20 protein-coding genes are annotated in these 19690 nt (G+C 39.6%); 15 read left to right on the top strand and 5 right to left on the bottom strand.

The window, feature by feature from the left end; translation table 11 throughout:
* The first annotated feature begins 322 nt into the window (after nucleotides 1-322).
* Both ECA1_RS17805 and ECA1_RS07365 read left to right on the top strand, forming a co-directional pair.
* Complete coding sequence (locus ECA1_RS17805) at nucleotides 323-457, top strand: hypothetical protein (protein ID WP_255209320.1); 135 nt, start codon at nucleotides 323-325, stop codon at nucleotides 455-457.
* Between the two features lie 170 nt (nucleotides 458-627).
* Nucleotides 628-1266 (top strand): hypothetical protein, encoded by a 639-nt coding sequence (locus ECA1_RS07365; RefSeq protein ID WP_236596054.1) that lies wholly within the window; start codon nucleotides 628-630, stop codon nucleotides 1264-1266.
* 182 nt (nucleotides 1267-1448) lie between these two features.
* Here ECA1_RS07365 and ECA1_RS07360 read toward each other — a convergent pair whose 3' ends face one another.
* Nucleotides 1449-2507, bottom strand: coding sequence for a WxL protein peptidoglycan domain-containing protein (locus ECA1_RS07360; protein ID WP_060792103.1), 1059 nt, complete (start codon nucleotides 2505-2507; stop codon nucleotides 1449-1451).
* Between the two features lie 20 nt (nucleotides 2508-2527).
* Nucleotides 2528-3019 (bottom strand): hypothetical protein, encoded by a 492-nt coding sequence (locus tag ECA1_RS07355; protein ID WP_060792102.1) that lies wholly within the window; start codon nucleotides 3017-3019, stop codon nucleotides 2528-2530.
* A 1030-nt stretch (nucleotides 3020-4049) separates the two neighbouring features.
* Between ECA1_RS07355 and ECA1_RS07350 the strand changes: the two genes are divergently transcribed.
* Both ECA1_RS07350 and ECA1_RS07345 read left to right on the top strand, forming a co-directional pair.
* Nucleotides 4050-4517 carry a hypothetical protein gene (locus tag ECA1_RS07350; RefSeq protein WP_060792101.1) on the top strand — a complete coding sequence of 156 codons (468 nt, stop codon included), beginning with the start codon at nucleotides 4050-4052 and terminating at the stop codon, nucleotides 4515-4517.
* A 473-nt stretch (nucleotides 4518-4990) separates the two neighbouring features.
* Complete coding sequence (locus tag ECA1_RS07345; RefSeq protein ID WP_225582179.1) at nucleotides 4991-6310, top strand: helix-turn-helix domain-containing protein; 1320 nt, start codon at nucleotides 4991-4993, stop codon at nucleotides 6308-6310.
* A 162-nt stretch (nucleotides 6311-6472) separates the two neighbouring features.
* Here ECA1_RS07345 and ECA1_RS07340 read toward each other — a convergent pair whose 3' ends face one another.
* Together ECA1_RS07340 and ECA1_RS07335 are read right to left on the bottom strand one after the other, a co-directional pair.
* Nucleotides 6473-6784: a DUF1827 family protein gene (locus ECA1_RS07340; RefSeq protein ID WP_005225878.1), complete on the bottom strand. Its 312-nt coding sequence runs from the start codon at nucleotides 6782-6784 to the stop codon at nucleotides 6473-6475.
* Between the two features lie 148 nt (nucleotides 6785-6932).
* A complete protein-coding gene (locus ECA1_RS07335) occupies nucleotides 6933-9197 on the bottom strand; it encodes an ATP-dependent Clp protease ATP-binding subunit (RefSeq protein WP_172462585.1) in 2265 nt (754 codons plus the stop codon).
* Between the two features lie 270 nt (nucleotides 9198-9467).
* On the opposite strand from ECA1_RS07335, the gene ykzS reads away from it, so the two are divergent.
* The 7 genes from ykzS to ECA1_RS07300 all read left to right on the top strand — a co-directional run bounded on the left by ykzS (nucleotide 9468) and on the right by ECA1_RS07300 (nucleotide 15617).
* A complete protein-coding gene (ykzS, locus tag ECA1_RS07330) occupies nucleotides 9468-9659 on the top strand; it encodes a protein YkzS (protein ID WP_005225880.1) in 192 nt (63 codons plus the stop codon).
* 160 nt (nucleotides 9660-9819) lie between these two features.
* Entirely contained in the window at nucleotides 9820-10086 is a 267-nt protein-coding gene (locus ECA1_RS07325; RefSeq protein ID WP_003126335.1) for a phosphocarrier protein HPr, read from the top strand.
* Nucleotides 10086-11813, top strand: a complete 1728-nt coding sequence (gene ptsP, locus ECA1_RS07320) for a phosphoenolpyruvate--protein phosphotransferase (protein ID WP_005225882.1) — start codon at nucleotides 10086-10088, stop codon at nucleotides 11811-11813. Before ECA1_RS07325 ends, ptsP begins: the two co-directional genes overlap by 1 nt.
* Nucleotides 11814-12078: 265 nt before the next feature.
* Nucleotides 12079-13089 (top strand): LTA glycolipid anchor biosynthesis glycosyltransferase, IagA/BgsA family, encoded by a 1011-nt coding sequence (locus ECA1_RS07315; protein WP_060792100.1) that lies wholly within the window; start codon nucleotides 12079-12081, stop codon nucleotides 13087-13089.
* A 31-nt stretch (nucleotides 13090-13120) separates the two neighbouring features.
* Complete coding sequence (locus ECA1_RS07310; RefSeq protein WP_005225884.1) at nucleotides 13121-14353, top strand: glycosyltransferase family 4 protein; 1233 nt, start codon at nucleotides 13121-13123, stop codon at nucleotides 14351-14353.
* A gap of 74 nt (nucleotides 14354-14427) precedes the next feature.
* A complete protein-coding gene (locus tag ECA1_RS07305) occupies nucleotides 14428-15303 on the top strand; it encodes an NAD(P)-dependent oxidoreductase (RefSeq protein ID WP_060792099.1) in 876 nt (291 codons plus the stop codon).
* 83 nt (nucleotides 15304-15386) lie between these two features.
* A complete protein-coding gene (locus tag ECA1_RS07300; RefSeq protein ID WP_005225886.1) occupies nucleotides 15387-15617 on the top strand; it encodes a YkuJ family protein in 231 nt (76 codons plus the stop codon).
* 69 nt (nucleotides 15618-15686) lie between these two features.
* Here ECA1_RS07300 and ECA1_RS07295 read toward each other — a convergent pair whose 3' ends face one another.
* The gene (locus ECA1_RS07295; RefSeq protein WP_060792098.1) at nucleotides 15687-16628 is read right to left on the bottom strand and encodes a GIY-YIG nuclease family protein; all 942 of its coding nucleotides are present in this window, start codon (nucleotides 16626-16628) and stop codon (nucleotides 15687-15689) included.
* A gap of 320 nt (nucleotides 16629-16948) precedes the next feature.
* On the opposite strand from ECA1_RS07295, the gene fabT reads away from it, so the two are divergent.
* The 4 genes from fabT (at nucleotide 16949) to fabD (ending at nucleotide 19685) form a co-directional block, all read left to right on the top strand.
* A complete protein-coding gene (gene fabT, locus ECA1_RS07290) occupies nucleotides 16949-17389 on the top strand; it encodes a fatty acid biosynthesis transcriptional regulator FabT (protein ID WP_008378199.1) in 441 nt (146 codons plus the stop codon).
* A gap of 9 nt (nucleotides 17390-17398) precedes the next feature.
* On the top strand, nucleotides 17399-18361 hold the full coding sequence (locus tag ECA1_RS07285; RefSeq protein WP_005225889.1) for a beta-ketoacyl-ACP synthase III: 963 nt from the start codon (nucleotides 17399-17401) through the stop codon (nucleotides 18359-18361).
* Nucleotides 18362-18413: 52 nt separating this feature from the next.
* A complete protein-coding gene (locus ECA1_RS07280) occupies nucleotides 18414-18638 on the top strand; it encodes an acyl carrier protein (RefSeq protein WP_005225890.1) in 225 nt (74 codons plus the stop codon).
* A 123-nt stretch (nucleotides 18639-18761) separates the two neighbouring features.
* Complete coding sequence (gene fabD, locus ECA1_RS07275) at nucleotides 18762-19685, top strand: ACP S-malonyltransferase (protein WP_060792097.1); 924 nt, start codon at nucleotides 18762-18764, stop codon at nucleotides 19683-19685.
* Nucleotides 19686-19690: the final 5 nt, after the last annotated feature.

The raw sequence follows: 19690 nt of genomic DNA, 5'->3' as shown, positions 1-19690 counted from the left end.
ACATTATCCAAATGGATAAGAAGGGGCTTTTTTTGCTGAAAACGTGCTTTTGATACAGAAGGAAGGTTGCATGATTGGGGGCAATCGTTCAATGATCAGACAATTATCCTAATTTATAACCATTCTTTTAAAAGAAGATAAAATGAGTCGGAAAAAGAGCGTAGTATTAAAGGTGACCACAAGGAAATGCATTTGAAATGAATAGAAAAAGATCATAGGCACATTTGATGATTCAGGAAATTTTCTCCTTGTTTGAAAGTAGAGGGAAAGCAGAGAATAGATTGCCAGTGATAGAGGTCGTTTAATCATTTGATCGAGGGACATGTTCTTTTTGTCAGATGCTACTAGTTCTTTATCTGAGCATGAATCGGTGATTGCCCTTGAAACTTCATTTGAAGCACTTCTAACAGATGGCTTGAGTTTTCAGTTGGTGAACCATGGCTTCGGGACGCCATAATGAATTAGTCTTATTGCTAGTCTACTAGTTATCTATCTATCGATTTTGCTAAAGCAAATGATTATTTATTAAATAAAAGTGATTTCTGAAAGCAGAAAGGGGACCATGTAGTGCTAAAAAGCTTGTTATTCATATTTTCGGCGATATTTTTCTTTCCAACAGTAGAGGCTATGGCTGATGACGTTTCCGAAACGTTGATTTTTGAATTGAACACGATTGACTTTAAGGACGAAGACTATTATTTGTTGAAAACCACACAAGATCTTCAGCTGTCTGTCGATAGCAACGGCAGTGAAGGTGCTTTTAGCGTAACGATAACGGCTGTCGGAGAAGCATTTTCAGCAGAGCTAAACAGCGTGAACGGTTCGGAAGAGAAGATCATTCAGATTGAGGATACTGATGAAGCATCAATGATTCTTAACGTAGCTGCAACATTGAACATAAAGGAATACCTTGATGCCAACTCTGAGTACTACCTATCAGTCACGTTTACAGCAATTGATGATTCAGAGACCTTTACGAAAGATATAAAAATGAATCAGACGGATGAGGAAAAAGAAGAGATTCCAGATGAAAACTTGACAGATGAAGACCAAGACGATGAAAAGCAAGAAGACGATGGCATTGAAGATGAATCTGAACGCCCAGAGGAAGAAGACTCTTTAGAGAAAGATTCATTCAGCCAAGAAGAATCACTTGAGGATATCAATGATGATACTGTCCATGAGGATCGTTTAGAGGAAGAGTGCCAGTGCGAGATAGCGACAATTTTTACAAAAGAAGTGATTTTTGATAAAAGATATGTTTAAAACTAGTGTAGGAAAAACCGCTTAGCTGAATAGGAGCGGTTTTTTGCTGCACATCTTTTCTAATACTAGGTGATAAGTGCTTTTGCTGAATAAGTTTGTGACTAATTGGTGGTACTAAAAAAAGGAGCTTTGAAGCGACCTCCAAAAGTTAGTCCTAAAAGCTAACTTTTGGGGTCACAACACTAGCCCTCTCTTTTTCTTTTTGATTTAAAAATATAGATGACTGCAGCTGCCAACGCTGCAACGAGAACAAAGATGATCCAGATAAGGATTTGATTATTTGTCTGAACATCGGCAGTGTTCGTTGGAGGGTTCTCTTTTTTGAAGTTATCCAAGTCTTCTTTCTCATAAGAAAAAGTAGTCGTGATCGCTTTTCTAGTTGTTTCTATAGTTAAACGGTATTCTCCTCCAATAAGTTCACTATCGTCTATTAAAGGGATCTGCATTCTTGATTTGGTTAACGGCGTTAAAAGAACGGAATCTGCTAACTCTCCAGAGGCAATTGTTTCTCCATTTGGATTTATTAGTTCGTAAAGAGCATTGTTCAAGTTGCCTAAAATAGGATTATAGTTGAGTGCGTAAAATTGTAGGTTTACCGTATCTTGAAGCACAACAAAGGAGAAGTCTTCATAAACGACGTCTTTGAGCTCTTCTACATCACTAAAAAGTAAGTTGATAAAAATGATAGACTCGTAGGCAGACGCAATACTAATAGAGTCTTCAGCTGTTTGAACACCTAATATTTGCTTAAAATTAATTCCACCCATTACAGTACCTTCAAGCTCTATGTCGTCTGGAACATTTATGGTAATGCTGACACCAACAGATTCATTAGGGGCAATTTCTATTTGATTCTCCTCGTCTATAGCATCTGAAGCGATAGTAACATAATTTGAAAAGTCGTATTTACCATCGAGAAGGTTCTCTGTATTCGAAGTGTACAAAATAGAGGATTCTCTTGAAATAGCAGTTGAAGCAAAGGGAGTGACCGCTATTGATGAATCACCAGCTCCAATGTTTTCCATTTTGATTTCAAATGTATACTTTTTATCAACATCAGAAGGAAGAGTAAGAGTATTTCTTGATGTTTCATGTTCAGTATCACTAAGTGATAGTTTTAAAGTATTCGTCGTCTCATTCGCTGTTGCAATACTTATATTTATATTTGCGATTATTGTCAATATGAGGAAGAACACAGAAACTCTTAGAAAAGAGTCTCTGTGTTTTGATATTTTATCCATATGCTATCCTTTTTTATAAATTAAAATGTATCGCCATTACCAGTGTCAGGAGTATCTGATGCAGTAACTGTGATAGTGGGTGTGCCTTCGTCTAGCAAAGCAGTTTCACGATTGAATGTGAAGTTAACGGACTCGCCTTCTGTTGAACGAGCGATAGGGTCTGCAGTTATTGCTGGCAAAGAGATTTCTTTCAGTGAATTTGAGAAGTAGATACCATTAGATCCAGAAGAAACTCTAATGGTAACGCTCATAGGGTCACGGGTCAAGTTTGTTAATGTTCCACCAACGTTTTCAATAGTTCCTTCCTGAGTTCCATCCAATAAGGCGTCACTAATTTCGAATTCATTTAAAGTCAAGGTGTTAAATGTAAAGCTAACACCATTTTCTGGTTCGTTGATAGTAACAGCGATTGGGGGAGCGGTAACCGGGTCTCCAATAGTCGCTGACGCAGTGATTCCTCCTACTAGTAGTAAAGATGTTGCCAATGTAGTACCCAAAATAACTTTTTTCATAATAAAACCTCACTTTAATTTTTGCAGATGATTTACTGCTTAAATAAAGTATACAATGATGGTGAATTATGTTATTATCCGTTTTTTCGCTATTTTTAATGAAAAAGTAGAAAGTATTTTATTAATCTGATTTTTTTATACAATAATTTAATTAAATATTCTAGTGGTCAAATGATGCTGATTATCAAGTCGACCGATCTTTCTGTCTACGAATTATCAATTCGGTAATAATCACTATGAAAGTAAATTTGTTGCAGGGTTATATTTTGGCTTTTATTTTAAGTCAACGTCTTCTCAGAGTTGAAAGAATTGTCGTTCCAACTAGGATTGGACCTAAAAAACGAAAAAAATGTTATTCGTAGTCTCTGAGAATTTGCTCTGAATCAGTCGCTGTCAGAGAAACGAGTTCTGAAAATTCATGTTTAATATTTCTTTAGCGAACCCCTGCAATTCAATAGAAATCAACTTTCTATCATTTTTAAGAAACTATTTTGGCAGTAGCTTTACGCGTATGAACAGTTGCGTAGGGTGGGGATTAAAAAGTATGATTCTATATATGTATTCCTATTGGATAGGTATATCAAAGTTACTTATTTAAAAAATATCAATTAACGTTTTCATTCAATTTGTAATCTGCCCCTACAAATCTTCTAGCTTCACATGACAGAGAAATCAAGGGGTACTCCCGTGTTAATAAACGTTCATGTTTATTTTATTATGATGATATCTCAAAAACTAACTGTTTGGGATGGCTATCTCATGAACCATAGATTTTAATAGGAAGCATATTTTTTTAAGAATATACAATCAGACTCTTTGAAGAAAGCTTTGAAAGAGTTTTTTGTCTATCTTAATTTTATGAAGTTGCTACCCGTTTCTAATCGACAGGTCTTTTAGTCAGTAGAAAGAAAAAGAGTGACAATGATTATTTTATTTGTAGTTTTTTTGAAAAAAAGACGATAAAAATCAGCTGGTTCTTACTATATCCTTAATAGTAGAGGATCAAAGTTCTTTTAAGGAGTGAATCAAAATGCTGCAAACCAGAATAAATTTCAGTGGACAAAAGAATGCTACCATGTTGACTGTGCGCTTTTTCAGCAACAAGACGAACACGATTTTAGAGAGAAATTTAATTGTGGATCAAGAGGATGATCGTCAATCGGTTCTTGACTACTTAGCAGAATCACTAGGGGAAATCAACATCTTGCAATACTCTTCGAAAAACGTTTTGTGTATCGCTGAACGTTCAAGGCTAGAAAAAGCAGGAGGCACGCATCGATTGGAACATTTTTGGGGAGATGTCATCAGTTATATCGTTGAGTGCGTGGATAAATCTGGTATTCATTATGATTTGCATGTCATTGGCAATGTTGATTCGGATGATGAAGAAATTATGCGGTCAATTAATGAGATGAGTGATGAATTGTCGATCATCAACATTTATGAATACAAAGATTGCTGGCTAAAAAGAGAAGATATTTTATTACAAGCTCTTTGAAATGAACTTGATTCCTCAAAGAAGTTTGTCCAGCTAGAAAATGATTTTACTCTCCAAGTCACTTACCAATCAATGAAAGAATACAAATTTTATCTAAGTTTATGGAAACAGCTAATTCCCAGGATCTTTTTAATGGTTTCCAACACTTTTTTGTTACAAAAGGTAAGAATCATTTCACAAGTTCTTCTCACCCGTTCTGTTTTAAAGAAGCGGGGATTTTTCTGAAGTTTTTATTAAAATTGTCCGTTTAATGAAAAAAGAGGCTCAAATTTAAGTTTATTTTACTATAATTGGAAACTAGGATACTTTTTAAATAAGGCGGGTAAAAAATTTTGGAGTATATAGAAAAGTTGTATAGGTTTTATTTAACCAAAAAACAGGTAGATAAATTAACTATTATTAGAAATATCATTTTGGAGAAGCAGCTGTCTCTTGATAAAATATGTGAAACGATAAACAAATCTTTGTATCAGGTGAAAATATTGATCAATGAAATCGCCGAAGATATGAGAGAGTTTACGACCTTTGATGAGTCTATTTTTTTGTTGAAAAAGAGAACCGTTTATTTGTCACGAGAATTAAACGAAGAACAAAGCCTGCATATTTTTGTGAATCTAAAGAAGAAGTATTTCTTAGAATCTCCTTATTATCGTCTATTATCCTATTTGTTAAGAAAAAGAAAGACCCGTATGGTGGACATCTCAGAAGAATTGATTTTTAGTATTTCTTATTGTTATAAATTGATCAGCTATCTGAAAAAAATGCTGGTTATCCAAAATGTCCCGATTACTATCAATAACAACACAGATTCCATTGATCTGACAGGGGCAGAGCCTTGTGTGCGGATGTACCATTATTTAGTTGAGATCATGGCTTGCAATGTTTACATCAATCAGCGCACCCGTGCAAGCGTTGAATTAGCTGCGAAAGAATATGAGCCGTTGAAAACTACAAAAGTGAAGCACGACATTATGTTTTCAATCATTGAGAATGCGGTGTTGAGGGGCTATATCGTCAATGAATTAGACGAAGCTTCCATCGCTATTTATGAGCAAATCAAGCAACTCAATGGGGAAAAGCAAGTGATCAAGCTGCTGCCGATCAGAAGTCAGCAAGATATCGAGAAAGAACAGATTTTTTATCATTTCTGGGTTTTTCTCTTCATACCTGAAACGATCTCGGATCAAGAGAAACTTCTTTTGGGGAAACAGCTGCGAAACCTCTCGGGGAATCCATTGGTCGAATTTTCTGCCGATGTTGTGGCTGTCTTGTCGCAAAAGTATGATCTTTCCAAAGCGATTGAAGCGTTTCTTACCTATGAATTAGTGATGAATACATGGGGCTGTCTTCATCTCTTTTTGGATAGTTTTGTGTCTACTGAAGATTTGTCCTCTACGAACGAACGCGTATTAGAGGTGGAGGAGCTGATTGCGACCGTCTTGCAGCGCCATTCGTTTGTAATAGAAAAAGAAGCCCTTTTCTTAAGGAAAATCGCTCAGATTACAGCATCTTATTTACCTATCCAAAAAGAGGAACCGATTCGCATTGGTATTTCTCTTTTGAACCACCCAGAATATATCCCGGTCATTAAGAACAAACTATTGAAAATTTACAATGAAAATGTGATTCACTTTAGTTCGAACTTAGGAGACTCAGACATACTGGTTTCTGATGGCGTGCTGATCCATAATGAGTCACAGAAATTTACATTTTTTGGCAATGTTCATAGTACCAAGGATTGGCACAATCTACATGTGATGATCCAGTCGATGATTTCTAATAAATATACTTGAAAAAGAGAGCGTAATGCTCTCTTTTTTTGCTTGACTATCAGGTAGCGTTGGTCGAAGTACTAGGCGAAAGAAGGAGGAGAGAAGACAAAAAAAGATATCTATAAAAGAGGGCTGCGACAGTCACCTTTTATAGATATTTTTTAAACACGTGATTAGGCAAAGCTAACGTGAGGAAGACAACGTTTTTTTGATGGAGATTTCTACCACTTCGGGCATTTGGATCACAGAGATCGTAGCAGGATCATAGGATCCATCAGGTAATTTTTTCAAGAAGTAATTTTTGATTTCTTCTACTTCCGTCGGGCGAATATTCCGTTTTTTATTGATCAGCAAAATTTCATTGTGGTTCGGCGCTGAGGTAAAGATCACGGTCGTGTCTCCGGCAGTGTAAACCTTTACAAGTTCTGCGTCGGTATTTTCAAGTTGATTCAATACTAGTCGAGAATGGCTGTTTGTAACGTTGATTAATTTCACCAGACTCACCTCACATTCTATGTATTTATTAATAACATTATAGGTCGTTTTTTTTCAAAAGAAAAGCCAGACAACTCGGAATTACCCAATTTTTTGGCAAAACATGGTTGTCTGGCAAAACGAACGGTTTGGTCACCGTTTTGACACGTTATTGCTCATCTGTTTCCGATGGTTTTTCCTCTTCAGCAGAAGGTGTTTCTTCAGGAAGTGCAGAGGATTCGGCTGAAGTTACAACGATTTTATCGGAATCCTCCAATTGTGCTTTTAATTGACGAACTTGAGGATGCTCAAGATAATATTCAGCAATCCCGTCTTCGATTTGATCTTGGATGGTCCTGCGCAATGGGCGAGCACCCATCGTTGCACTGTAACCTAGATCGACCAGTTTTTCTTGCACGTCTTGTGGAACATCGATATGCAATTTTTGATGACTAAGTGTTTGATTGACATCATGCAGCATAAGGGACACGATCGATAACAAGTTTTCCTTGCTTAGTGCCTTGAATTCGATGATCCCGTCAAAGCGATTGAGAAATTCTGGCGTAAAGTAATTGTTCAATTGATTTAACACGGAACGAGTGATGCCTTCACGCGCTGCGCCAAAGCCAACATTGGCTTCAACTTTGCCAGTTCCCGCATTACTAGTCATGATGATCAGCGTATCTTTAAAGCTGACTGTACGTCCTTGGGCATCCGTCAAACGACCATCATCGAGAATTTGCAAGAACATATGCAATACATCAGGATGGGCTTTTTCCACTTCGTCTAATAAAATTAGGCTATATGGATTCCGACGAACTTTTTCCGTCAATTGACCCGCTTCTTCATAGCCAACGTAACCAGGAGGAGAGCCAATCAGTTTGGATACACTGTGTTTTTCCATGTATTCTGACATATCGAAACGAATCATCGATTCTTCAGAACCAAACATCTCATAGGCTAATTGTTTTGCTAATTCGGTTTTCCCGACACCGGTTGGCCCGACGAATAAGAAAGAGCCAATTGGACGGTTTTGTTTGCCTAAACCGACCCGATTTCTGCGGATCGCTTTGGCTACTTTATCGATCGCTTCATCTTGTCCGATAACTTTAGCTTTCAAGTCATCCGCAAGATTTTTCAATTGCGTTTGTTCTTTTTCTTTCAATTCACCAACTGGAATATTTGTCCGTTCTTCAACGATTTGTTCCATGTCTTTTTCGGTAATGACTGGCGTTTCTTCTTCGCTGATTTGGCGTTCCTTCATTTTTTGCAATTTATTGATTTGATCGCGATAGTAAGCAGCTTTTTCGAAATCTTCTTCTCGAGAGGCAGCTTGTTTTTGCTCTTCTGCTTCTTGTAATTTCTTTTCGATCGTTTTTGGATCAACGATTTGGATCGTTAAGTTTTTCTTAGAACCTGTTTCATCTAGTAGATCGATTGCTTTATCAGGCAAGAATCGGTCTTGGATGTATCGGTTAGAAAGGGTAGCGGCAGCTGCGATCGCTTCATCAGTATATTTCACATGATGATAATCTTCATAACGTGGTTGCAAACCTTTTAAGATGCGGATCGTTTCTTCCACAGAAGGTTCATCCACACGTACTGGTTGCAAACGGCGTTCTAAAGCAGCATCTTTTTCGATGATGCGGTATTCATTTAACGTCGTTGCTCCGACCATTTGTAGTTCTCCACGGGCAAGAGCTGGTTTTAAGATGTTTCCAGCATCCATATTTCCGTCGCCAGCTGCACCAGCGCCAACGATTTCATGGACTTCATCAATGAACAAAATCACGTTTTCTGCTTGCTTGATTTCTTCAATCAATTTTTGGATGCGTTCTTCGAATTGGCCACGAATACCTGTGCCTTGAACAAGAGACGCAACGTCCAAACGAATGACTTCTTTGTCCATCAGTTTTTGTGGTACATCGCCATCGACGATTTTTTGGGCTAACCCTTCAACGACGGCAGTTTTCCCAACCCCAGGTTCACCAATAAGCACAGGGTTATTTTTTGTTCGACGATTAAGGATCTCAATCACTCGTTTGATCTCTGAATCACGACCAACGACTGGATCGACTTCGCCATCACGAGCCATTTGGGTAATATTGATACCGTATTCTCCTAACAGACCTGCAGGTGCTTGGTTATTGCGTGGAGGCTGACCGCCGACAAAACCGTTACCGCCGGTTTGGGTCGGAGGGGTTTGTTCATAAGGGGTATTTCCTTGCTGCATCTGGCGAGACATTTGACGAAATAGATCATCAATATTGCCGAATCCAAAAGGATCTTGCGCCATTGCAGCTGCAGCATTCCCAGATTGAGCTTTTAATTTTTGGTAACAACTTTGACAATAATCGAGTTGTTTTCTTTGACCATTGACACTGGCATATAAATGAATAGACGCTTCATTTTTGCCGCAATTTTGACAAAGCATAGATTCACGACCTTTCATATTTGTTCCAACACCCTTATTTTACGGCGCTTTTTTACACTTGTAAAAGAAAAGGGGCTGTGTGCAAAGAAACGGTCATCTTCGAGGTAATGTGTTATTGACCTTTACTGACCATAATTCTATTATACTAACTTTTTGTCAGACTGCAAGAATTTTACTCGTAAAAATTTTTGCCGCTCTTTCATTAGCAGAAGCGTCTTTTAAATAAAAAGTAATTCCATTATAATAGAAAGAAAGAGGTGAGAATTGACGATGGAGAACAGAGATTTTGCTTCAGAAATAACGCGTTTGCGCAATGGAGAGATCCAAGAATTGATTGTCCAACAGCCAGAATTCCTGGCGTTTAGAGATGTCTGGCTCCAATTGGAAGATCGGTCTTCTTTTGTCGGAGAAGCGGGCTTAAATGGGAAGATCATCTACCGTTATGTGCAAGAAAATAAATAGGACATTTATTTCAATCGTTTATTTAAGAGAAAACGGTTGTCTATCGAGGAAAAAAATGGTAATCTTAACAGTTGAAAGGGCGATTTTTTTCGGGTGTCATTGCATGCATGGAAATTTTGCCTTCACACAAAAAAACGTATCATAAAGGAGATTGATCAATATGGAAAAGAAAGATTTTCACGTAGTTGCTGAGACAGGGATTCACGCACGTCCAGCTACATTATTGGTTCAAACAGCAAGCAAATTCAACTCTGATATCAACTTAGAGTACAAAGGTAAATCAGTAAACCTTAAATCAATCATGGGCGTAATGTCTTTAGGCGTTGGCCAAGGTTCTGATGTAACTATCACTGCTGAAGGTGCTGACGAAGCAGATGCAATCGCTGCAATCGTAGAAACAATGAAAAAAGAAGGTTTGTCTGAATAATGGTTGAGATGCTAAAAGGAATTGCTGCTAGTGATGGTGTAGCCGTTGCGAAAGCCTACCTGTTAGTACAACCTGATTTATCTTTTTCAAAAGTATCAGTTGAAGATACTGCAGCAGAGGAAGCACGCTTAGATGATGCGTTAGCGAAGTCAACAGCGGAATTACAACAAATCCGTGACAAAGCAGCGCAAACTTTAGGTGAAGCAGAAGCACAAGTATTTGATGCTCATTTAATGGTTCTTTCAGATCCTGAGATGATTGGTCAAATCAAACAAAACGTGACAGATAACAAAGTCAATGCAGAAGCTGCGTTGAAAGAAGTTACTGACATGTATATTGGTATGTTTGAAGCAATGGATGACAATGCTTACATGCAAGAACGGGCAGCTGACATTAAAGATGTCGCAAAACGTATCTTGGCGCATTTGCTGAATGTGACTTTGCCTAATCCTTCAATGATCAACGAAGAAGTAGTCGTTGTTGCGCATGACTTGACACCAAGTGATACTGCACAATTAGACCGCAACTTTGTAAAAGCTTTTGTAACAGATATCGGTGGACGTACTTCTCATTCCGCTATCATGGCACGTTCTCTTGAAATCCCAGCAATCGTTGGAACAATGGAGATCACTGCAAAAGTGAAAGCGGGCGACATCTTAGCTGTTAACGGTATTATCGGTGACGTTATCGTCAACCCGACAGATGACCAAGCAGCTGAATTTGTTGAAGCTGGGAAAGCCTACGCAGAACAAAAAGCAGAATGGGAAAAATTGAAAGATGCTGAAACAGTTACCGCTGATGGTAAGCACTTTGAATTAGCTGCGAACATTGGAACGCCAAAAGATTTAGAAGGTGTCCACAACAATGGTGCAGAAGCAGTCGGTTTATACCGTACTGAATTCTTGTACATGGATTCTCCTGATTTCCCAACAGAAGAAGACCAATACAAAGCATACAAAGCAGTTTTAGAAGGAATGGCTGGCAAACCAGTGGTTGTCCGTACAATGGATATTGGTGGCGATAAAGAACTTCCTTACCTAAAATTGCCTCATGAAATGAATCCTTTCTTAGGCTATCGTGCATTGCGTATCAGCTTATCTGAACTTGGGGATGACATGTTCCGTACCCAACTTCGTGCGTTGTTACGTGCTTCTGCTCACGGCAACTTACGTATCATGTTCCCAATGGTGGCAACATTGAAAGAGTTCCGTACTGCGAAGAAAATGTATGAAGAAGAGCGTCAAAAATTGATTGACGAAGGCGTTGAGGTTTCTAACGAGATCCAAGTCGGAATCATGATCGAAATTCCAGCAGCTGCTGTCTTAGCAGACAAGTTTGCGAAGGAAGTTGACTTCTTCAGTATTGGTACCAATGACTTGATCCAATACACCATGGCTGCAGACCGCATGAACGAGCGCGTGTCTTACTTGTACCAACCATACAACCCATCAATTTTACGTTTGATCAAAAACGTGATCGACTCAGCGCATGCTGAAGGCAAATGGGCTGGTATGTGTGGAGAAATGGCGGGCGATCAAACTGCTGTGCCGCTTCTTGTAGGTATGGGCTTAGATGAGTTCTCAATGAGTGCAACATCTGTTCTGAAAACACGTAGCTTAATGAAACGCTTGTCAACGACTGACATGCAAGAATTAGCAAAACGTGCTTTAGAAGATTGCGATACAATGGAAGAAGTTGTTGAGCTAATCGAACAGTATGTAAACTAATCATTTCTAGGCAACAAGCAATTTTGCTTGTTGCCTTTTTTTTGTTATAAGAAGCCTTCTTGTTCGATTTGACTTGCAATAGCCTGCTCGTTTTTTCAGAAAACGAACAATTTTGTCATATCTTTGTATAAAGCTATGATTCCGTAAGTTTTTCACGTATCATGATTAAATGGGGAACAAAATCTAGGACCATGGTAGGAGTATGTCTCCGATTGCCTATGGTATACTAATATCAGATATAAGCATTTCCAAGGAGGAATCATCTTTGAAAGTACTTCTTTATTTTGAAGGAGAAAAATTATTAGCTAAATCAGGTATCGGTCGAGCGTTGGCCCATCAGCAACGAGCACTGACATCTGTCGGGATTCCTTTTACTCTTGATAAAAATGATGAGAACTATGATATCCTTCATATCAACACGTATGGGATCAATAGTATGCACATGGTCAACAAAGCCAAAAGACAAGGGAAAAAAGTGATTTACCATGCCCATTCTACAGAAGAGGATTTTCGGAATTCATTTATCGGCTCAAACCAGCTTTCGCCATTATATAAAAAATATTTGATCAATCTTTATTCTAGAGCCGATCAGTTGATCACCCCGACTCCTTATTCGAAAGAACTTTTGGAAGGGTATGGTATCCAAGTACCGATCGACGCAATCTCAAACGGCATCGATCTTGACAAATATCAGCCGGATCAAGAGAAAGAAAAAGCCTTTCGCGAGTATTTCAATCTCTTACCAGATCAAAAAGTCATTATATCCGTCGGTTTATTTTTTGAACGAAAAGGCATTCTTGATTTTGTAGAGATAGCTAGACAGTTGCCTGAGTATACGTTTATCTGGTTTGGTCATACACCAATGATGACGATTCCTAAACAGATCCGCGACCTCGTCAATGAAGACCATCCAGAAAATGTGTTGTTTCCAGGTTATATCAAAGGAGACATTATCGAAGGCGCATATTCCGCTGCCGATTTATTCTTCTTTCCTTCTTATGAAGAAACAGAAGGGATCGTAGTCCTTGAGGCGTTAGCCAGCCGCCAAAATGTGCTCGTTCGGGATATTCCTGTTTATAAAGGGTGGCTAAGTAATGGGCACAATGCATACATGGAAAAAACCAATGAAGGATTTATTGAGAAAATCAAAGGAATCGTGGAGGGCACGTTACCACCATTGAGTGAAGCGGGTTATGAAACAGCAAAGCAAAAGAGTATTGATGAAATTGGGTTTAAATTACAAGAGGTTTATACAAAAGTGATGAATACGGAATGAAGAAACTAATGTAAAGTTTGGAGGTACCGTTTTGAAAATCGGATTTTTTACTGACACCTACTTCCCCCAGGTAAGTGGTGTGGCGACATCGATCAAGACATTGAAAGAAGAGCTTGAGAAAAAAGGCCATAAAGTGTATATCTTTACAACGACCGATCCAAATGCTGATCTGGACGAAGAAGATATCATTCGCATGCCAAGTGTCCCGTTTGTGTCCTTCAAAGATCGGCGAATCGTGGTTCGCGGCATGTTGTATGCCTATTTGATCGCCAAAGAATTAGAATTGGAATTGATCCATACCCATACAGAGTTTGGTTCTGGGATGTTGGGGAAAATGGTGGGGCGTAAATTGCAGATTCCTGTGATCCATACCTACCATACAATGTATGAAGATTACTTGCACTACATCGCAAACGGAAAGGTCTTGCGGCCATCTCACGTGAAATATCTTTCACGGCTATTTGCCAACCACTCGACAGGTGTTGTTTGTCCAAGTGAACGGGTCATCGATACGCTGAGAGGGTATGGTGTGGTTTCACCAATGCGGATCATCCCCACAGGGATCGAAGTTGAGAAGTTTCGCCGACCGGATATTACAACTGACATGAAAAAAGAATTGCGGGAGAAATTGGGCATCACTGAGAATCAACCCATGCTGCTTTCCCTCAGTCGTATTTCTTATGAAAAGAATATCCAAGCAATCATCGACGGCATGCCAGAAATTTTAACGAAGATTCCTGATGCGCAATTAGTGATCGTTGGGAAAGGTCCGCATAAAGAAAAATTAGAAGAAAAAGTGGTGGATATGGCTCTATCTGACCATGTTCAATTTGTCGGTGAAGTGGCAAATGATAAAGTGGCGATCTATTACCATGCTGCCGATTACTTCGTCAGTGCCTCCACATCAGAAACACAAGGACTGACTTACACGGAAGCAATGGCTGCTGGAACACCGTTAGTCGTTGAAGGCAATGACTACTTAAACACCTTGATCGATGATCCGTCTTTAGGCGTCACCTATGAGAGTGATCGGGATTTCGCAAAAGCATTTATTGATTATTATGAACGAAAGATTCCTGCTGATCCCGAAGTTCTTGCTAGAAAAATGTACGAGATCTCGGCATTGCGCTTCGGTGAGTCGATGCTATCTTTCTACCATGACATGGTCGCTTATTATGAAACAGAACGCATCGAAAAAGAAACCGAGCAGACGCTAGAAAAATTCAAAGTAAAATTAAAGGCCTTTCGCCGAACGATCGATTAAACAGAAAATTTTCGCAAGTTCATGTTTTTAGCGTATACTAAAGACATGAACTTTTTTATTTTGGAGGGATCTGCATGGAATTAGGATTTATCGGTACTGGTGTCATGGGTCAAGCGATGGTTGGTCATCTCTTAGCTGCAGGACATACAGTGAATGTTTACAATCGGACGAAAGCAAAAACAGATGAACTCGTTGCGAATGGAGCAATTTGGTGTGACACCCCAACAGAAGTTGCATCAGAAAGTGAAATCATCTTTACAATGGTTGGTTATCCATCCGATGTTGAAGAGGTTTACTATGGGCCTCAAGGGATTTTTCAAACGGCTGTGACGGGCAAAACATTGGTGGATTTTACCACCAGTACACCTGATTTGGCAGAACGAATCTACCAGACAGCGAAGGAAAAAGGAGCAGCGAGTATCGATGCGCCAGTTTCTGGTGGGGATCTTGGTGCGAGAAACGCTACGCTAACGATTATGGTTGGTGGCGATGAAGAAGCTTACCAACAAGTAAAACCACTTTTTGAAGTATTAGGAAAGACGTTTCAACTTCAAGGAGGGGCAGGAAAAGGTCAGCATACGAAAATGGCCAATCAGATCATGATTGCCGGAACCATGACGGGGATGACAGAAATGCTGGTCTATGCGAATCAAGCCGGTCTTGATTTACCACGAGTGATTGACACGCTTTCTGGCGGTGGGGCAGCCAATTGGTCCATGACGAATTACAGTCCTCGTATCCTAAAAGAGGATTATTCTCCAGGCTTTTTTGTCAAACATTTCATCAAAGATTTGGGGATCGCTTTGGATGAGGCCAAGAAGATGGGATTGGATTTGCCAAGCACCGCTTTAGCTAAAAAATTGTATGATCAGTTAGCTGAAAAAGGCTTCGAAAATGACGGAACGCAGGCGCTGATTAAACTTTGGTGGCAAGATGGAAAAAAATCTTAAAATGACAAAAAAAATACGAAAAATCAATGCAAGATAGAGGATGTTTTGATACAATATAACGGACAGAAAAAGGAGGCTTACGAATGAAAAGTTCGCAATTAGTCGCTATCATCAAACGTTTAGAAGCGATGGTCGAAGCGCAAGACAATGAAGTTCAAGTACGTCGTTTTGAAAAAGAAGGCGTCGAAAAATGTACCGTTACTTATGACAATTCGACAGAAACGTTTGAATTAACGGAAGCAGAATCAAGTCAATCTTATCAATTTGATAATGTTGATATTGTAGCCATGGAAATCTATGATTTGATCCAATAAGAATGAGTGGGACGTTCGTCGTCGCTTTCTCGTTTCTAAACAGCAAGCCTACTTGGGCTTGCTGTTTTTTTATTTATCTGCTGCTTTTTCTTGGCGATACAAGTGATTAAGGATGATCCCTAATGGATCGAGATCTTCCGGGGCTAAAGGAAGCGCAGCGCTTGCTGACGGGAGTGGCTGGAATGTTTCCTCGGGAGAAAGAACTTTTGTTTGGATCAACTTGCCAAAGCTAACTTGATAGTATTTGATTTGAGTCATCTGTGATCCTAGCTCCTCTAAGTCAAGGGGAATAGAAAAAATCACTTCTGGTTCTTGAATAAACTGATTGACTCTCACGATTTCTTGGTAAAAGCTTTGTGCTAAATGGATCTCGCGCTGCAGTACACTAGCTTGCTCAAACAATAGGTGATCAATCAGATATGCTAAGCGTTGTTTAAGGAGTGAAAAACAGTCGGTCTTCTTTCCTGCAAAAAAACAGCCGATCTCCCGCCACTTCTGTTCCAAGGGATACGCATCCATTTGAGGGAGCTGCTTACGTAAGGTCAATAGCGTCAGTTCGTTGACAGTCGGCAATTGAAAGGTTTCTGACAATAATTGAAACAATGCTGGCAATTTTTTTGTTTGCCGAAAGGGGCCATAACTGCCAATTTGGGGTATTTGAGTGATCGTGAAGGTATGATTCGTCAAGTCAACAAAGCAATAGTTGGCTGAATGGTTCATTTGTCGGTTGTAGATAGGATGAAAAGCTTGGATCAAACGACATTCAAGTAAAAGTGCATCCAATTCTGTATCTGTTTCGATCGTTTCATAATCAACGACATTATAAACAAGTCGAAGCACCTTATTGGCATGCTGCTGATTTTTTCGGAAGTAAGAAACGACACGCTGTTTCAATGATTTGGCTTTTCCTACATACAAGACTTCGTTGTGCTGATCTTTCATTAAATAAACACCAGGCTTTTCAGGCAGTGCATTTGCTTTGTTTTTTAGAAACTCTTTGTTCGGATTCATCGATCGTTCCTCTCCTTCCTTCAAAGAGTAGCAGAAGAAGCGTAAGAGAGCAACGTTTGCTGGCCTTTGACAAGAAAAAATTAGAAATAGAGTGGAAGCAACGCAATGATAAACTTTGACATTCAAAGGAAATTTCTCTATAACGGAAACGGATTATTTTGTCAACTCGCAGCTTTTAAAATCTTAGAAAATCAATTCTTAAATAAAAATGCGCTTAAAAATAAAAAAAGTTCGAAAAAATTCTTGCATTTCTCAATAACTTCCGATATAGTTTGACTATCAAATGATTTGATTATCAAAGTATTCGGATGGTGAAGGTTATGGAACCCAATTTAGAAACAGTTAATGACTACTTAGTCAGCGTCTTTAATGACATCTTAGTGATTGAAGAATCTGAATTGAAAAAATCTCAATTCAAAGACCTTTCAATTACCGAAATGCATACCATCGAAGCCATCGGGATGTACAAAAAAAAGACCACGACTGAAGTTGCCAAAGAGCTTTCGATCACTGTTGGGACTTTGACCATCGCGATCAATCGTTTGGTGAAAAAAGAATATGTAGAACGGATTCGCAGTGAAGATGATCGGCGAGTCGTCAAACTAGGTTTGACGAAAAAAGGAAAACTCCTTTATCGTGTTCATCAGCATTTTCATCGTGAGATGGTGAAAGGTGTCTTGAGTCAGATGTCTCCTGAAGAGGAACAGGCACTGTTGAAAGCACTGAAAAATCTGCATGACTTTTTACAAGATTATAAGTGAGAATAATGGATGAATATGTTTGGAAAAATTACCGCGACTGCAAGTTATGTTCCAGAAAAAATCGTAACAAATGATGATCTATCAAATTTGATGGATACTTCAGATGAATGGATCCATTCTCGCACGGGAATCAAACGAAGAAGAGTCGCTGTTGGCGAAAACACTTCAGACCTTTGTATTCGCGTCGCTCAAACGCTTTTGCAAGATGCTCAGCTTTCAGCAGAAAGTCTAGATTTTATCTTGGTAGCGACGATCACACCGGATTTCAATACACCGGCGGTTGCTTGCCAAGTCCAAGGGGCGATTGGGGCAGTCAATGCCTTTGCTTTTGATATCAGTGCAGCATGTGCTGGTTTCGTGTATGCATTGTCTATGGCTGAAAAACTGATTCGAACGGGCGCTAAAAAAGGATTGGTCATCGGTGGAGAAGTACTTTCAAAAGTCTTGGATTGGAACGACCGTTCGACGGCTGTTTTATTCGGAGATGGTGCCGGCGGTCTATTGCTGGAAGCATCTTCAGAGCAGCATTTGCTCAAAGAGTCTTTAAAAGCAGATGGGACGCGAGGCATGTCCTTAACATCTGGTTTTCGAACGAATGAGAATCCTTTTTCACAAAACGCTCCGGCGTATAGTGCTTGTATGCAAATGATTGGACGAGAAATCTTTGATTTTGCGACGCGTGATGTGGTCGCCTCGATCAATGATCTGACACAAGATGAAGCAATCGATTATTTTTTGCTTCACCAAGCAAATTCACGTATTTTAGACAAAGTTGCTCGCAAGCTGAAGCAGCCCCGTGAGAAATTTTTGCAAAATATGCAAGATTATGGCAATACTTCGGCAGCCTCGATTCCGTTATTGCTGGATGAAGAAATCAAACGAGGTACACTGTCACTTGGCAGTGGTCAAAAAGTGGTGTTCTCAGGTTTTGGCGGCGGATTGACATGGGGAACTATGTTAGCCACCTTATAACTTGTTCACGAAACAAAATTACTATTGAAAAACACATTGGAGGAATATACACATGGTATTCGAAAAAATTCAAGAAATCGTAGCAGAAGAATTAGGAAAAGAAAAAGAAGAAATCAAATTGAACACAAACATCCAAGAAGATTTAGAAGCAGACAGCTTGGATCTTTTCCAAATCATTAACGAGATCGAAGATGAATTCGATGTGAAGATCGAAACAGAAGATGGTATCACAACCGTTGAAGATCTAGTTAAATATGTAGAAAAACAACAAGCATAAAACAAAGGCTAGGCAGACAGCCTAGCCTTTCCTTTTTAAGAACGTGTTTTTGCTGATTCATAGACGAACTGCAAGAAGCCATGTTCTCCAACGACAACGATCAAAGTAATGAAGGAGTACAAGATGAAGACAGCCTTTTTATTTAGCGGTCAAGGCGCACAGTACCCCAAAATGGGAGAAGAGCTCTATCACCAAGAAGCAATCGTTCGTGAGACGTTTGAACAAGCCAGCACCATTCTAGGATATGATATGGCCGAGTTATGCTTTACTGAAAACGAACGTTTAAACCAGACGGAATATACGCAGCCTGCCATCTTAACGGTAAGTACGGCTTTTTGGCGACTTTTGGATGCGCAAGGAATCAAAGCAGATGCTGTTGCTGGCTTGAGTTTAGGCGAATATACAGCCCTAGTCGCTAGTGGTGCACTTGATTTCCAGACAGCAGTCGCATTGGTGCAAAAGCGCGGTCGGTATATGGCAAGTGCGGCGCCAGCAGGTATTGGGAAAATGGTCGCTGTGATGAACACACCCGCTGAAACGATTGAAGAAATCTGTAAAGAAGCCAGTCAAGTGGGGATCGTGACACCAGCGAATTACAATACGCCGCAGCAGATCGTCATTGGCGGTGAAGCACCGGCAGTGGATAAAGCGGTGGAATTGTTACAAGCTGCTGGAACCAAACGGGTGATTCCTTTAAATGTCAGCGGTCCTTTCCATACTGCTTTGTTGGAACCCGCATCGCAGCAATTAGCACAGGAATTAGCTCAAATCACCTTTGATGAGTTACAAGTACCTGTCATCAGCAATACGACCGCGCAGCCAATGCAGCAAGACCAAACCAAGGAACTGTTGACGCAGCAAGTGAAATCGCCAGTGCGTTTTTACGAAAGCATTGCGACACTGAAGCAGCTTGGCATCCAACAAGTCATCGAGATCGGACCAGGAAAAGTATTGAGCGGTTTTATGAAGAAAATAGACAAAGAAATCCAGACTGCGCGTGTAGAAGATAGCCAAACGTTGGCAGATACACTAGCCCGATTCAACTAGGAGGA

This window comes from Enterococcus casseliflavus NBRC 100478 (assembly GCF_001544095.1).
In the GTDB taxonomy this organism is placed as follows: domain Bacteria; phylum Bacillota; class Bacilli; order Lactobacillales; family Enterococcaceae; genus Enterococcus_D; species Enterococcus_D casseliflavus.
Note: the sequence above shows the minus strand (reverse complement) of the source record. Positions and strands in the feature narration are given on the sequence as shown.